The sequence below is a fragment of the Streptosporangium sp. NPDC051023 genome (assembly GCF_040689595.1).
GTDB lineage: Bacteria > Actinomycetota > Actinomycetes > Streptosporangiales > Streptosporangiaceae > Streptosporangium.
In genome coordinates, this window is record NZ_JBFBCE010000042.1 from 40,861 (window position 1) to 54,908 (window position 14,048).

Annotated in this window: 11 protein-coding genes; 7 read left to right on the forward strand and 4 right to left on the reverse strand. The window is 70.4% G+C overall.

The features are described 5' to 3' along the window. Positions 1-60: 60 nt before the first annotated feature. The 3 genes from AB0395_RS26225 to AB0395_RS26235 all read right to left on the reverse strand — a co-directional run bounded on the left by AB0395_RS26225 (position 61) and on the right by AB0395_RS26235 (position 5,212). The gene (locus AB0395_RS26225; RefSeq protein WP_366284966.1) at positions 61-804 is read right to left on the reverse strand and encodes a polyprenol monophosphomannose synthase; all 744 of its coding nucleotides are present in this window, start codon (positions 802-804) and stop codon (positions 61-63) included. Then, on the reverse strand, positions 804-2,495 hold the full coding sequence (lnt, locus tag AB0395_RS26230; RefSeq protein ID WP_366284969.1) for an apolipoprotein N-acyltransferase: 1,692 nt from the start codon (positions 2,493-2,495) through the stop codon (positions 804-806). Before lnt ends, AB0395_RS26225 begins: the two co-directional genes overlap by 1 nt. 527 nt (positions 2,496-3,022) lie before the next feature. Beyond that, a complete protein-coding gene (locus AB0395_RS26235; protein ID WP_366284972.1) occupies positions 3,023-5,212 on the reverse strand; it encodes an ATP-binding domain-containing protein in 2,190 nt (729 codons plus the stop codon). Positions 5,213-5,555: 343 nt separating this feature from the next. Between AB0395_RS26235 and AB0395_RS26240 the strand changes: the two genes are divergently transcribed. The 6 genes from AB0395_RS26240 to AB0395_RS26265 are packed head-to-tail and all read left to right on the forward strand — an operon-like array spanning position 5,556 to position 12,223. Then, complete coding sequence (locus AB0395_RS26240; RefSeq protein ID WP_366284975.1) at positions 5,556-6,752, forward strand: ROK family transcriptional regulator; 1,197 nt, start codon at positions 5,556-5,558, stop codon at positions 6,750-6,752. Positions 6,753-6,780: 28 nt separating this feature from the next. After that, positions 6,781-8,154 carry an ABC transporter substrate-binding protein gene (locus AB0395_RS26245; protein ID WP_366284978.1) on the forward strand — a complete coding sequence of 458 codons (1,374 nt, stop codon included), beginning with the start codon at positions 6,781-6,783 and terminating at the stop codon, positions 8,152-8,154. Positions 8,155-8,161: 7 nt separating this feature from the next. After that, the gene (locus AB0395_RS26250) at positions 8,162-9,109 is read left to right on the forward strand and encodes a sugar ABC transporter permease (protein ID WP_366284980.1); all 948 of its coding nucleotides are present in this window, start codon (positions 8,162-8,164) and stop codon (positions 9,107-9,109) included. Continuing rightward, a complete protein-coding gene (locus AB0395_RS26255) occupies positions 9,106-9,996 on the forward strand; it encodes a carbohydrate ABC transporter permease (RefSeq protein WP_366284983.1) in 891 nt (296 codons plus the stop codon). The genes AB0395_RS26250 and AB0395_RS26255 overlap by 4 nt, the downstream gene beginning before the upstream one ends. Beyond that, the gene (locus AB0395_RS26260; RefSeq protein ID WP_366284985.1) at positions 9,993-11,255 is read left to right on the forward strand and encodes a 6-phospho-beta-glucosidase; all 1,263 of its coding nucleotides are present in this window, start codon (positions 9,993-9,995) and stop codon (positions 11,253-11,255) included. Before AB0395_RS26255 ends, AB0395_RS26260 begins: the two co-directional genes overlap by 4 nt. Continuing rightward, on the forward strand, positions 11,252-12,223 hold the full coding sequence (locus AB0395_RS26265; protein WP_366284987.1) for a BadF/BadG/BcrA/BcrD ATPase family protein: 972 nt from the start codon (positions 11,252-11,254) through the stop codon (positions 12,221-12,223). The genes AB0395_RS26260 and AB0395_RS26265 overlap by 4 nt, the downstream gene beginning before the upstream one ends. Before the next feature lie 160 nt (positions 12,224-12,383). On the opposite strand, the gene AB0395_RS26270 is transcribed toward AB0395_RS26265, so the two are convergent. Next, positions 12,384-12,860, reverse strand: a complete 477-nt coding sequence (locus tag AB0395_RS26270) for a winged helix-turn-helix transcriptional regulator (protein ID WP_366284989.1) — start codon at positions 12,858-12,860, stop codon at positions 12,384-12,386. 221 nt (positions 12,861-13,081) lie between these two features. Between AB0395_RS26270 and AB0395_RS26275 the strand changes: the two genes are divergently transcribed. Then, positions 13,082-14,032: a pirin family protein gene (locus AB0395_RS26275; RefSeq protein WP_366284992.1), complete on the forward strand. Its 951-nt coding sequence runs from the start codon at positions 13,082-13,084 to the stop codon at positions 14,030-14,032. The last annotated feature ends 16 nt before the right edge of the window (positions 14,033-14,048 follow it).

Genomic DNA, 14,048 nt, shown 5'->3' on the forward strand with positions numbered 1-14,048 from the left:
TGACAACGTCCGGGGGCGGCGACGCGTTCCACGCCCGCCCCGCTTCGGCCCGGTGTTCGCTCAGCGTGTACGGCGCAGGCGCCGGGGCAGCCCGGTCACTCCCCACACGGCGACCCGCCAGAGCGCCTCCAGGATGATGCTCCGGCTCATCTTGCTGGCCCCGACGGTGCGCTCGACGAAGGTGATGGGCACCTCGGTGACACGCAGGCCGTGGTGGACGGTGCGCAGGGTCAGGTCGATCTGGAAGCAGTAGCCCTGCGACTCCACGTCGTTCAGCCCGATCTTCTCCAGGGTGGAGGCGCGGTAGGCGCGGAATCCGGCGGTGGCGTCACGGATCGGGACGCCGAGCATGATCCGGCTGTAGAGGCTGGCGCCGCGCGACAGGAGCTCCCTGGAGATGGGCCAGTTGACCACCTTGCCGCCGGGCACCCATCGGGAGCCGACGGCCAGGTCCGCTCCGTCCGCCACCTTCTCCAGCAGCTTGGGCAGCTCCTCCGGCTGGTGGGAGCCGTCGGCGTCGATCTCGACGAGGACGTCGAAGCCCTCCTTCAGCCCCCAGTGGAAGCCCTCGATGTAGGCGGCGCCCAGTCCCTGCTTTCCCGGGCGGTGCAGCACGCTGACGTGGTCGTCGTCCGCGGCGAGGCCGTCGGCGATCTCTCCGGTGCCGTCGGGACTGTTGTCGTCGGCGATCAGCAGGTGCGCCTCGGGCACCGCCGCGCGCAGCCGCCCGACGATCATCGGGAGGTTCTCTCGCTCGTTGTAGGTCGGGACGATGACGAGCACCCGGCCAGGCATCCGCTCCATCACGCCTCTCCCACCTGCTGCTCGTCGGCCCGGCCCGCGAAGGGGGCCGAGGTGCGTGTCCTGCGCCGCCAGGCGGCGGCCAGTGCGCCCGCGCCCACAGCGATCAGGAGCCACTCTGGCAGGGCTCCGACACGAGTGGCGAGGGTTTGGGCGGTCCGCACCGGCACGGTGAGGACGTTCATCGCGGGAACCAGTTCGCCGGTACGCCAGGCGATTTTTCCTTGGGGGGTCACATAGGCGGATATACCCGTGATCGCGGAGGTGATCACCGCCCTGTTGTGCTCGACCGCACGCAACTGCGACATGGCGAGCTGCTGGGCGGGCAGGTTCGTCAGCGCGTACGTGGCGTTGTTGGTCTGCACGACCAGCGGGCTCGCGCCGGTCCTCGCGGTGCCGCCGACGATGTCGTCGAAGGCGACCTCGTAGCAGTTGATCGCGCCGACGGTCACCGGGCCCAGCCTCAGGTCGCCGTCGCGGGTGCCGGGCACCGACTGCTTGCCGACCAGATTCGCCCGCTCGAACAGGGCGAGCACGAGCTCCTTAAGCGGGGTGTACTCGCCGAACGGGACCAGCTTCTGCTTGTCGTAGTAGGCGCCGGGCCCGGTGACCGGGTCCCACACCAGGCTGCGGGTCGCGCGGTTGTTCTCGCCGATCCCGACAACGGCGCCGACCAGGACGGGCACCCCGAGGTCCTTGACCGCCGCGTCGATCTGCTGGTGGGCGAAGTCGCTGCGGTAGGGGTCGATGTCGGTCGAGTTCTCCGGCAGCACGACGAGGTCGGGTTTCCTGACGGCGCCCTGCCGTACGGCCTGCGCCATCTCGTGAAGCATGCGGGTGTGGTTGCCCAGCACCACGGCGGGCTCGTCTCCCAGGGGGTTCATGCCCCTGCCGGGGACGTTGCCCTGGATGACCCCGACGGTCACGCTCCTGCCCTCGTCGCCGGGGCGGGGGACGGCGAGCGCGGCGGCTGGGACGGCCAGCGCCCCCGCGAGCGGCAGGACGACCGGGAGGGCGAGCCTCCGCGCGCCGAGCGGGCCGAGCGGGGCGGACGCCCCCTCGGAGCGGGTTCCCACCCGGGACGCCGCGATCCTGACCGCGGCCAGCGCGACCAGGCCGCCGCACAGGACGACGGCGAAGCTCACCAGCGGCGCCCCGCCGAGGGCCGCGTACGGGGTGAAGGGCGACTCCCCCTGGCTGAAGGCCACCCGCGCCCAGGGGAACCCGCCGAATGGGAAGGTCCCCCTCGCCCACTCCATCGCCACCCACAGCGCGGCGCCCCACAACGGCCACAGGGGCAGCCTGGAGGTCAGGGCGGCGCACACGGCCCAGGCCGCGTAGAACAGGCTCTCCATGGCAACCAGGCCCAGCCAGGCGTCGGTTCCGATCGGGCTGACCCAGCGCAGGGCGGGCAGCAGGAAGGCGAGGCCGCCCAGGAAGCCGAGCCACAGGGCGCGGCGGGCGCGGGTGCCGCGCACCGCCAGGACGAGGAGCGCGACGCCGAACGGCGCGAGGAACCACAGTCCGAGCGGGGGGAAGGCGAGAAAGAGCAGCAGGCCGCCCGCGACGGCGCAGACGATCCTGCCCACGAGAGCGCGGCGCCCGTGCTCGGCGGGCCCTCCTGGCGGAACGTCCGGCCCCGCGCCCGGCGCGGACGCTCCCGGCGCCGGGCCGGTCGTCTTCTCCTGCACCACGGGCGGGGCTCCTTGTGAGGTCGCGGGACGGGTTGACATCCAATCCTGACCCGTCTTTCTAGCCCGAACGGTACCGCTCCACCGCCACTCTCCCAAAGCGCGAGATCAGGGGCGGGAAAACGGCAACGGGGTGACCCTCATCACTGAAGGCCACCCCGACGCTTGCGACGCTCGCACGGGAGCGGGAAGAGGGCCCGGACCACCCTTCGGACCGGTTCCGTCCCGTCGGCGGCGAGCGCGGATTGCCGTTGTCTACTGGGTGTCCAGGCCCCTCCTGGGTCCAACCCCCCGCCCGGTTGGGGTGCCCCGCCTCGACGAAGCGCCGGCCCTGCGCCTGGCTGTACGGACGGGGTGACCCCCGTCACGGGCGCAGGAACCGACGATGCCGAAAGACGGCCAACCGGCCAGTCCCGTGCTGGACTGGGCAGCAAACTACCGACCCCAGCGCAGATGTCAACCGTGTCACCAACAGCGGAAACACCAAGTTTTCGCAGCTGGGGCATGATCGACGAGAGCCGTCAATGCTCTCATGTGATCCGATGTCGCTCAAGTCGAGCGAGCGCCTCCGGCAGCGGGCCCGTGTGCACGACGCCAAGGCGCTGGGTGGCACGGGTCATCGCGACGTAAAGATCACTCGCCCCGCGAGGCGACTCCCGCAGGATCAGCTCCGGCTCGACCACGATGACCGCGTCGAACTCGAGCCCCTTGGCCTCCGCGACGGTCATGACGGCCACCGGGGCGTCCAGGACGGCGCTCCCGCGGCCCGTGACGGCGCCGCCGACGGCCCCGTCGACGCTCCCTGCCACGAGCTCCCCGGTCTCCTCGACCGCCGACTCGGGGACGATCACGACCATGCGGCCGCCCTCGACGGCCTCGGTCTTGACCAGCCGCGGGAGAGCCTCGACCGGGGAGGCGGCCCACGGGCGGGTTCCCGTCTCCCTGACCGAGGTGGGCGCGGTGAGACCCGGCCCGACCAGCTTCAGCACATCGGCGGCCACGGCCATCAGCTCGCTCGGGGTGCGGTAGTTGACGCTGAGATGTTCCTCACGCCAGCGCCCCGCCACGTACGGGTCGAGCATCCTGCCCCAGGACCGCACCCCCGCCGAGGAGCCGGTCTGCGCGAGGTCTCCGACGATCGTCATCGAGCGGTTCGGGCAGCGCCGCATCACCATCCGCCAGTCCATCGGCGAAAGTTCCTGCGCCTCGTCCACGATGACGTGGCCGAAGGCCCAGGTGCGGTCGCCCGCGGCGCGCTCGGCGGTGGTGAGGTAGATCTCGTCGTTCAGGTGCCTGGCGGCGAACCTTTCCGCGTCCATGATCTCGGAGAGGCCGGTGAGCTCCAGCACCTCCTTGGCGTAGTTGAGCTGGTGCTGCCGCTCCTCCGCGGCGGCGGAGCGCGCCGCCGCCTGCTCCTCCTCGGCCATCCATGCCCCGGCCCGCAGCACCGACGGGTCGATGTCGCCGAGCAACTCGGCCGCCTCGTCCAGCAGCGGCACGTCGGACTCGGCCCACCAGCCCTCCCCCTTGCGCGGCGGCTCGCGCAGCAGCAGCTTCCGCTCGGCCTCACCGAGGTCGGCCGCGGCGTAGTCGAGCCGCTCGCGGGAGGTGAACAACCCGATGAGGAGCTGCTGCGGGGTCGTGTACGGCCACAGCCTGTTCAACGCGGCCTTGACGGGCTGCTCGGTGCGCAGTTCCTCACGGATGTCGGCCAGCTCGTCGTCGTCGATCGCCCCCTTGCCGATCTTGGCGGCGGCCTGCCTGGCGAGCGCGTTGAGCAGGTGGCGGACGAAGATCCCGCGGGCCTCGTTGTGGGCCCTCCTCGATCGGGACGCCCGGTTGCGCGCCGCGTCCAGGAGACGCCCGTCGAGCCTGAGGGTGTAACGGTCGAGGCGGATCTCCACCGGCTTGCGCGGCACCCGCTGCCGTTCCCGCACGGCCCGCGCGACCACCTGGGCCATCCGCGCGTCCCCCTTGAGCGCGGCGACCTCGGGACGCTCCTTGACCGTGGCGGTGATCCCGGGATACAGCTCGGCGACCGTGGACAGCAGCACGTCGGTCTCGCCCAGGGAGGGCAGCACCTGCTCGATGTAGCGCAGGAAGGTCAGGTTGGGCCCGAGGATCAGCACACCCCTGCGGGCCAGCCTCTCCCTGTGGGTGTAGAGCAGGTAGGCGGCCCTGTGCAGGGCGACCACGGTCTTGCCTGTGCCGGGACCGCCCTGCACGACCAGCACGCCGTTGAGGTCGGAGCGGATGATGCGGTCCTGTTCCGACTGGATGGTGGCCACGATGTCGCGCATCCGCCCGGTCCGCCTGGCGTCGATGGAGGCCAGCAGCGCGGCCTCGCCGTTGAGGGTGCTCACGTCCTCTTCGGTGAGGTTGTCCAGGTCGAGCAGGTCGTCGTCGATCCCGATGACCTTGCGGGCCTTGGTCTGCAGGTGCCTGCGGCGGATGACGCCCATCGAGGCCGCGGGGGTCGCGCCGTAGAATGGCTGAGCGACCGGAGCCCGCCAGTCGATCAGCAACCGCCGCTGGTCGTCGTCCGCCAGGCCGATGCGGCCTATGTAAAGGGAGCTCTGGTCGGCGTTGTCGAGGCGTCCGAAGCACAGGCCGTTCTCGACCGCCCACAGGCGTCCGAGACGCTCGGCGTACATCCCGGCGAAGCTGTCCCGCTCAGAACGGTTCTGGTGCGTGCCACCGCCGCCGCCCTGTGCCAGCACGTCGTCCAGCTGACGCTGAGTGCGTTCGCGTAGCAGGTCGAGCCGCGTGTAAAGGCCGGAGACGTACTCCTGCTCCTTGGCGAGCTCGATTTGACGGGTTGCCTTCGCTCCATTATGGTTGATACTAATGGGATACTCCGGACCATTGCGCTAGTTGTTGTGACAAACCATCACCTTAGCAGGTCCGTCGAGATGCTCGGCCGCTCCCCGGCCATCACAGGTTGATTGCACCCTCCTCCCGCGCTTGACGCAACCGACCAGGGTTCCTTAGATTCATTGGGAGTTAGGAAACTTTCCTAACTCCACCCTACGGGCGTTCTGGACGCGTGGACTCGGAGGACCTGTGACCCAGCCCACCCCCGGCACTCCCAGCCTGCTGCGGGCGATCAACGATCGGGCCGCCCTGCAGGCACTCCTGGAGCGCGGCCCGCTGACCCGCCCCGAGATCGGCGCTCTCACCGGCCTGTCCAAACCCACAGCATCCCAGTTGCTGGCCCGGTTGCAAGAAGCGGGGCTGGTCGTGCTCAACGGAATCCGCGAGGGACTGCCCGGGCGGACGGCGGAGGTCTACCGGCTCAACCCCTCCGCGGCGCACGTCGCCGCGCTGGACGTCACCCCCACGCACATCGACGCCAGGGTCGCCGACATCACGGGCACGGTGATCGGCGAACACCGGCTGCAGACCCCGGGCCGCTCTGGAGGCGACGTGGTCGAGCGGGTCCGCGCCGCGCTCGAGGGGGCGAACGCCCCCGCCGACCTGCGGCACGCGGTCATCGGCGTGCAGGGGGCGATCGACCCCGGCACTGGCAGGCTCGGCTACGCCACCAGCAAGGACATGCCCGGCTGGCACATCCCCGACCTGGTTTCCACTCTCAGTGAGGGTCTCGGCGTCCCGGTCGCCGTCGAGAACAACGTCAACCTCGTCGCCCAGGCGGAACAGGCGCACGGCGTGGCCCAGGGCCACCAGGACTTCGTGCTGCTGTGGGCCGACGAGGGCCTCGGCTCCGCGCTGGTGCTGGGCGGCAGGCTACACAGGGGCGCGACCGGGGGCGCGGGCGAGGTCGGCTACATGCCGGCCCCCGGGGCGCCGACGGCCAGGGAGGCCGGGCGCTACACCAACCACGGCTACCAGGCCCTCACCGGCGGACCCGCCGTACTCAGAATCCTCAGATCGTACGGCGTGCGCGGCGCCACCTTCGCGCAGGCCGTGAGCAACGCCGTGCGGGATTCCGAGGGCACGGGAAAGCACGCGGACAACGCCCGCGCCGGACTTCGCGACGTCGCCGCCCGCCTGGCGGTCGGCCTGGCCTCGATCACCTCCGTCATCGATCCCGAGCTCATCGTGCTGACCGGCGGAACCTTCATGTCGGGCGGTGAGACCCTGCGAGAGCTCGTCGAGCGCGAGCTCCACGCGCTGACCATCCCCCGCCCCCCGCTGCTGCTCTCCGCCGTCGAGGGCAACCCCGTGATCGCGGGCGCGCTCGACCTCGCCCTCGCCACCACCCGTGACGAGGTCTTCAGCTCGACCCTCCCCACCTGATCCCCCGCCTCACCCCCACCTTCCCCTCGTGACCCCCACACGTAAGGAGGCAGCCGTCGTGCGCCGACGCTTTCCCACCCTCGCCGTGACCGCCCTCACGGCCATCGCACTGACCGCGTGCACCGCGGGCAAGGAGAACGCCCCCGCGCTCGGAGCCGGGCGGAAACCCTCCGGCTCCGCGTCCACCGCCCTGCCCGCCGCCTCCCTCGAGCTGTGGCACGGGTTCACCTCGCCCGGCGAGGTGAAGGCGTTCGAGGACGCCGTCGCCGGGTTCCACGCGAAGTATCCGCAGATCACCGTGAAGCTGGTCAAGGGCGTACAGGACGACCAGATAACCCAGGCCGTGCGGGGTGGAAAGGTACCGGACGTCGCCTCCTCCTTCACCACGGACAACGTGGCGCAGTGGTGCAAGAGCGGAACGTTCCAGGACCTCACCCCGGTGATCGCGCAGGACGGCGTCGACATCTCGGTGATCCCCGAGGCCTCCCGCGCCTACACCGAGTTCGACGGGAAGCGCTGTGTGATGCCGCTGCTCGCCGACGCCTACGGCCTCTACTACAACAAGGCCCTGATGAAGGGAAACCAGCCGCCGAAAACACTGTCGGAGCTGGCCGAGCTCGCCAAAAAGCTCACGGTCAGGGACGCGGACGGGAACATCCAGGTCGCCGGGTTCGTCCCGAGCTTCCAGTACTACGAGAACGTCGCCTCCCACTTCGCGCCGGTCATCGGCGCCAAGTGGTACAAGGAGGACGGCACCTCGGCGATCGGCTCCGACCCGGCCTGGAAGGGGTTCCTGCGCTGGCAGAAGGAGCTCGTCGACTGGTACGGCTACGACAAGCTGAGCAAGTTCCGCAAGAGCCTGGGCCAGGAGTGGTCGGCCGACCATCCCTTCTACAAGGGCAAGATCGCCATGGTCCTGGACGGTGAGTGGCGCAACGCCATGATCGCCAACGAGGCCAAGGACCTCGACTACGGCACCGCGCCGTTCCCCGTCGCCGACGACAGGCAGGAGCTGTACGGCGGCGGCTTCACCTCGGGAACCGTGATCGGCGTGCCGAAGGGCGCGAAGAACCCGCAGGCCGCCTGGGAGCTGGTGAAGTATCTCACCACCGACACCCAGGCCCTGGTGACCCTGTCGAACGCGGTGCGCAACGTGCCGACGACCAAGGCCTCGCTTGAGTCGCCCGAGCTGAAGAAGGACGCGAACTTCCAGACCTTCCTCGACATCTTCGCGCACCCCAGCACGAGCACGGTGCCCTCCAGCGTCAGCAGCTCCTTCAACCAGGAGTCCTTCCAGGAGTTCATGAACCACTGGGAGGCGGGCTCCGTCAAGGACCTCGACGCCGGGCTCGCCGAGGTCGACAAGCGCCTCGACGACAAGCTGAAGCTCTCCGGGAGCTGATCCTCAAATGAGCGCTGTCACACGCGCGGTGCCTCGACGGCGGCGCGGCGAGGGGCGCAAGGCCCTGCTGTGGATGTCGCCCTGGCTGGTGGGGTTCGCGGTCTTCTTCGCCTACCCCCTCGCCGCGACGGTCTACTTCTCCTTCCAGCGTTACGACCTGTTCACACTGGAGTTCGCGGGCCTGGACAACTACCGCTACTTCCTCCAGGACGACCGGGTCTGGATCTCCATCTGGAACACCCTGTGGCTGGTGGCCGTCATGGTCCCCGCCCAGTTGCTCTTCGGCCTGGCGGTCGCGCAGTTCCTGACCTCCCTGAAGGCGGGCGCGGGCTTCTACCGCACGGTGTTCTACCTGCCCTCGCTGGTTCCGGTGGTCGCGGGGACGGTCTCGTTCGTCTTCGTGATGAACCCCTCAGGGCCGCTCAACCAGATCCTCGATCTTTTCGGGATCACCGGGCCCGACTGGTTCGGCGACAAGAACTGGTCCAAGCCCGGCCTGACCCTGCTGGCCATGTGGGGCATCGGCAACACGATGATGATCTTCCTGGCGGCGCTGCTGGACGTGCCGAAACACCTGTACGAGGCCGCGGCCATCGACGGGGCGGGCGCGTGGCGGCGGTTTCGCAGCATCACGCTGCCGACCATCTCCCCGGTGCTGATGTTCTCCGCCGTCACCGGGGTCATCTGCGCCCTGCAGTACTTCACCCAGGCGATGATCGCCTCCAGGGTCGCCGCGGGGGTCACCGACTCCCCGGGAAGCAGCTTCGTGCCCGGCTATCCCGAGCTGTCGACGCTGACGCTGCCGCAGTGGCTGTTCCATGTGGGCTTCCGCGACTTCACCATGGGCTACGCCAGCGTGCTGGCGCTGGTGCTGTTCGCGGCGGCCATGCTCCTCACCCTCGTCCTGCTGCGCCGGTTCCGCGCGTTCGCCGACGATGAGGGAGGCAGCCGATGAGCACCCTGGCCACCAGCCCGGCCGCCACCGCCTCCCCCGCCCGCCGCGCGGGCACGCGGGGGCGCGCCAGAGGGATCCTGTACTGGATCGCCACCCACGCCGTCGCCGTCGCGCTGTCGCTGATGTTCCTCGGACCGCTGGCGTTCGTCGCGCTGACCGCGCTGATGAGCAACGACCAGGCGCTCACCGGCGACCTGTGGCCGGACAGCTGGAACTGGAGCAACTTCGGCGAGGTGTTCGCCAGATCGCACCTGTTGACCTGGCTGGGAAACACGCTGCTTTACGCCGGGCTCGGCACCCTGTTCACGCTGCTGTCGTCGATTCCCGTGGCCTACGCCATGGCCCGCTTCCGTTTCAGGGGACGCAAACTGGCCTTCTTCGCGGTCATCACGATGATGATGCTGCCCCCGCAGGTCGTCGCCGTCCCCATCTACCTCATCTGGGCGCGTTTCGATCTCACCGGCACATTGTGGCCGCTGATTCTGCCACTGCTCTTCGGCGACGCCTTCTCGATTTTCCTGCTACGGCAGTTCCTGGTCACCATCCCCAGGGAGTACACGGAGGCCGCCCGCGTTGACGGCTGTTCAGACTTCAAGACCCTGGTCAGAGTGATCCTGCCGATGGCAAGGCCCGCGATCGCGGCGGTCGCCCTATTCCAGTTCTTTTACTGCTGGAATGATTACTACGGACCGCTGCTTTACGCACAGATAAAAGAGGAGAACTGGACTCTGTCCCTTGGACTGGCGTCCTTCCGGGCACTGCACAGCGTGCAGTGGAACCTCACCATGGCGGCGACTCTCCTCGTCATGGCACCGGTGATCATCGTGTTCTTCTTCGCCCAGAGAGTTTTCATCGAGGGCGTGACACTGACAGGAGTTAAAGGGTGAAACTCACCGTAGTCGGGGGCGGTTCGACGTACACGCCGGAGCTGATCGACGGATTCGCGCGGCTGCGGGACGAACTCCCCATCACCGAGATCGCGCTGGTCGACCCGGACCCCACCCGGCTCGAGCTGGTCGCGGGGATGGCCCGCCGGATGCTGGCGCACGCCGGCCACCCGGCCAGGGTCGTGGCGACCGCCTCGGTCGAGGAGGGAGTCGCGGGAGCCGACGCCGTCCTGCTCCAGCTGCGCGTCGGCGGCCAAGCCGCGCGCAATGTCGACGAGACGCTACCGCTCGAGTGCGGTTGTGTCGGCCAGGAGACGACCGGCGCGGGCGGCCTGGCCAAGGCCCTGCGCACGGTCCCCGTGGTGCTGGACATCGCCGCCAAGGTCCGCGAGCACGCGCCCAACGCCTGGATCATCGACTTCACCAACCCGGTGGGCATCGTCACCAGGGCGCTGCTCGAGGCCGGGCACCGGGCCATCGGCCTGTGCAACGTGGCCATCGGCCTCCAGCGCCGTTTCGCCGCCGGGCTGGGGGTCGCGCCGGAGCGGATCTCGCTGGGCCACGTCGGCCTGAACCATCTGACCTGGGTGCGGTCCGTCCACCTCGACGGCGTGAACGTGCTGCCGCAGGCGCTGGAGAGCCACCACGGCGAGGAGATCGCCGAGGCCATCGGCCTGCCCGTGTCCCTGATTCGCCACCTCGGCGTCGTGCCCTCCTACTACCTGCGCTACTACTACGAGCACGACGCCGTGGTCGAGGAGCAGCGGAGCAAGCCCTCACGCGCCGCGGAGGTCGCCGCGATGGAGGCCAGGCTGCTGGAGATGTATGCGGACCCGTCGGTGAACACCAAGCCCGAGCTACTGGAGAAGCGGGGCGGCGCGTTCTACTCCGAGGCCGCGGTCGCGCTGATCGCCTCACTGCTCGGCGACCGCGGCGACGCCCAGGTGGTCAACCTGCGCAACGACGGCACGCTGCCCTTCCTGCCCGACGAGGCGGTCATCGAGGTCCCGGCCACGATCACCGCGACCGGCGCGAAGGCACTGCCCGTCGCCCCCGTCGAGCCGCTGTACGCGGGGCTCATCGCGCACGTCACGGCCTATGAGACGCTGGCGCTCGACGCCGCGCTGCACGGCGGTGTCAGGCGCGTGTCGGACGCGCTGCTGGCCCACCCGCTGATCGGCCAGGCCTCGCTGTCGGACGACCTGGCGCTGCGCCTCGTCGAGGCCAACCGCCAGCACCTGCCCTGGGCGACGACGTGAGAACCGTGCTGGCGGTCGACGGCGGCAACAGCAAGACCGACGTCGCGCTGATCGCCGAAGACGGCTCCGTCCTCGGCACAGGCCGGGGAGGGCCCTTCCAGCCGCAGCTCACGAGCGTGGACACCGCGGTTGACGCGATCGCCGAAGCCGTGCGGGCGATGCTCGGCCAGGACGCGAAACCCCCGTTCGCCGACCACGTGGCCGCCTACGTGGCGGGCGCCGACCTGCCGGTCGAGGAGGAGGTCCTCCGCGACGAGATCCTCGCCAGGGGGTACGGCCAGGACGTGGTCGTCGGCAACGACACCTTCGCACTGCTGCGCGCCGGGGCCTCCGGGCCCGCGGGGGTCGTCATCGCATGCGGCGGAGGCATCAACGCCGCCGCGGTCTCCCCGACCGGCGAGGTGGCGAGATACCCCTCCCTCGGCAAGCTCACCGGCGACTGGGGCGGCGGGTACGGCCTGGGCAAGGAGACGCTGTGGTCCGCCATCCGCTCCGAGGACGGCCGGGGCAGGCCGACCGCGCTGCAGCAGGCGGTGCGCGAGCACTTCGGCACCCACACGGTCGAGGAGGCCTCGCTGAACCTCTACTACGGCCGCACGCCGCTCGACAGGTTGCACGAACTGGTGCCGGTGCTGATGTCGGTCGCGGCCTCCGGTGACGAGGTGGCCCGCTCGATCGTGACGCGGATGGCCGACGAGGCCACCGCGCTCGGAATGGCCCTGCTGCGCCGTCTCGGCCTGCTGGACACCCCGATGGAGGTGGTCCTGGGCGGCGGCGTGCTGACCGCCCGCGACCCGTTGCTGAACGGCCTGATCGAGGAGCGCTACGCCGAGCAGGCCCCCCAGGCCAAGCTGGTCGTGGCGGACGTCCCGCCGATCATGGGCGCCGCCCTGCTCGGCCTGGACACCCTCGGCGCGACCGAGGAGGCGAAGGCCACCCTGCGCGCCCACTTCCACGCCATGGCGTGAGGGCGGCGCCGTACGGCTCGCGCCCGCGCGGGCCGTACGGCGCTCGCCACCACGGCCAGGCGGCCCGGTGCCTCATGTGTCCGCGCGGGCTCCCGCAGCGGGCCCGCGGACGCTCACCAGCCGGTTCCCCTGCCACGCCGCGGACGCCCGCGGCCCGGGGTCAGACCTGCTCGTCGGGCTTGTCGTCGTCCGCGCCGATCAGCTCGGGCGCGCGGTGCTCGTACGGCGTGCTGAGCACCACCGTCGTCCTGGTCGAGACGTTGGCCGAGCTGCGGATCTGGTTGAGCAGCTCCTCGAGCGCGATCGGCGAGGCCACCCTGACCTTGAGGATGTAGCTCTCGTCCCCGGCCACGCTGTGGCAGGCCTCGATGGCGCCCAGGTGGGCGAGACGGTCCGGGGCGTCGTCCGCGGCGGCCGGGTCGATGGGTTTGATGGAGACGAACGCGGTGAGCGGGAGCCCGATCGCGTCGTAGTCCACGAGCGCCGCGTAGCCTCGCACGACCCCGCGCTTCTCCAGCCTGCGCACGCGCTGGTGCACGGCCGAGACCGACAACCCGGTCTCCCTTGCGAGGTCGGTGAAACTCATCCGGCCATCCTTGGCCAGCAACGTCACGATCCGGCGGTCGATCTCCTCCACCCGGTCAACGGTAACGGCACCCGGAGGCGGCCCGCACCGCCGCATGGTCACGGCATGGTCCCAACCCGCCAGGGCCGCGTGCGTGCCGCGCCCGTGGGGACGCGAAGGCGGCGGAGGGGAGGTAGAGGGATAACGGAGGGGGGTCCCGACGGCCCCGCCGGAGGCCTGGGGACCCGCGGGCGGGCAGGAGGACGGCGGAGCGGCGACCGTACATTCTCAACATGAGCAATCTGGAACAGTCTCCTCGGGAGACCGAGTGCGGCGGCATCGCGGGCGTCGTGGAACCGGTGAACGAACTGCTGACGGGCCGCGACGTGGTGCTGGGCGGCCCACGGGGGATGAAGGTGACCCGGACCCTGCCGAACCGGGACGTCCGGATGGTGGGAGCGTGGTGCTTCCTGGACCACTACGGCCCGGAGAGGGCGACCATGCGCGTGCCCGCGCATCCGCACACCGGGCTCCAGACGGTCAGCTGGCTCGTGGAGGGCGAGGTGCTGCACCGTGACTGCCTCGGCAGCGAGCAGGTGATCCGACCGGGACAGCTCAATCTCATGACCGCGGGCCGCGCCATCTCGCACTCGGAGGAGTCGCCTCGCGACACCGCTCTGCACGGCGTGCAGCTGTGGGTCGCGCTCCCCTCCGCCGACCGGGAGACGGCTCCCGGCTTCGAGCACCATCCCGTGCTGCCGTCGCTGGCCGGGCCCGGTTTCACGGCGACGGTCCTCATGGGCGAGCTGGGCGGCCTCGTGTCCCCCGCCCGCACCTACAGCCCCCTGACCGGCGCCGAAATCTCCCTCGGCGAGGGCGCGGAGGCCGTGATCCCGCTCAGGCCGGACTTCGAGTACGCCGTGCTGAGCCTGTCCGGCACGGTGCTGGCCGACGGGACGGACCTCGCACCCGGGCCGCTGCTCTATCTGGGCGCGGGACGCTCCCGGCTCACCCTGCGGGCCGGGGAGCCCGCGCGCGCCCTGCTTCTCGGCGGCGAGCCGTTCGAGGAGCGAATCGTGATGTGGTGGAACTTCGTCGGCCGCGACCACGACGAGATCGTCCGGTTCAGGCGGGAGTGGATGACGGGGGACGCGTTCGGCACCGTACCGGGCGCGCTCGGCACTCCGCTGCCCGCTCCCGAGCTTCCCGGAATCCCGCTGAAGCCCCGCGGACGCCACCGCTGACGCCGGGGAACGCCGG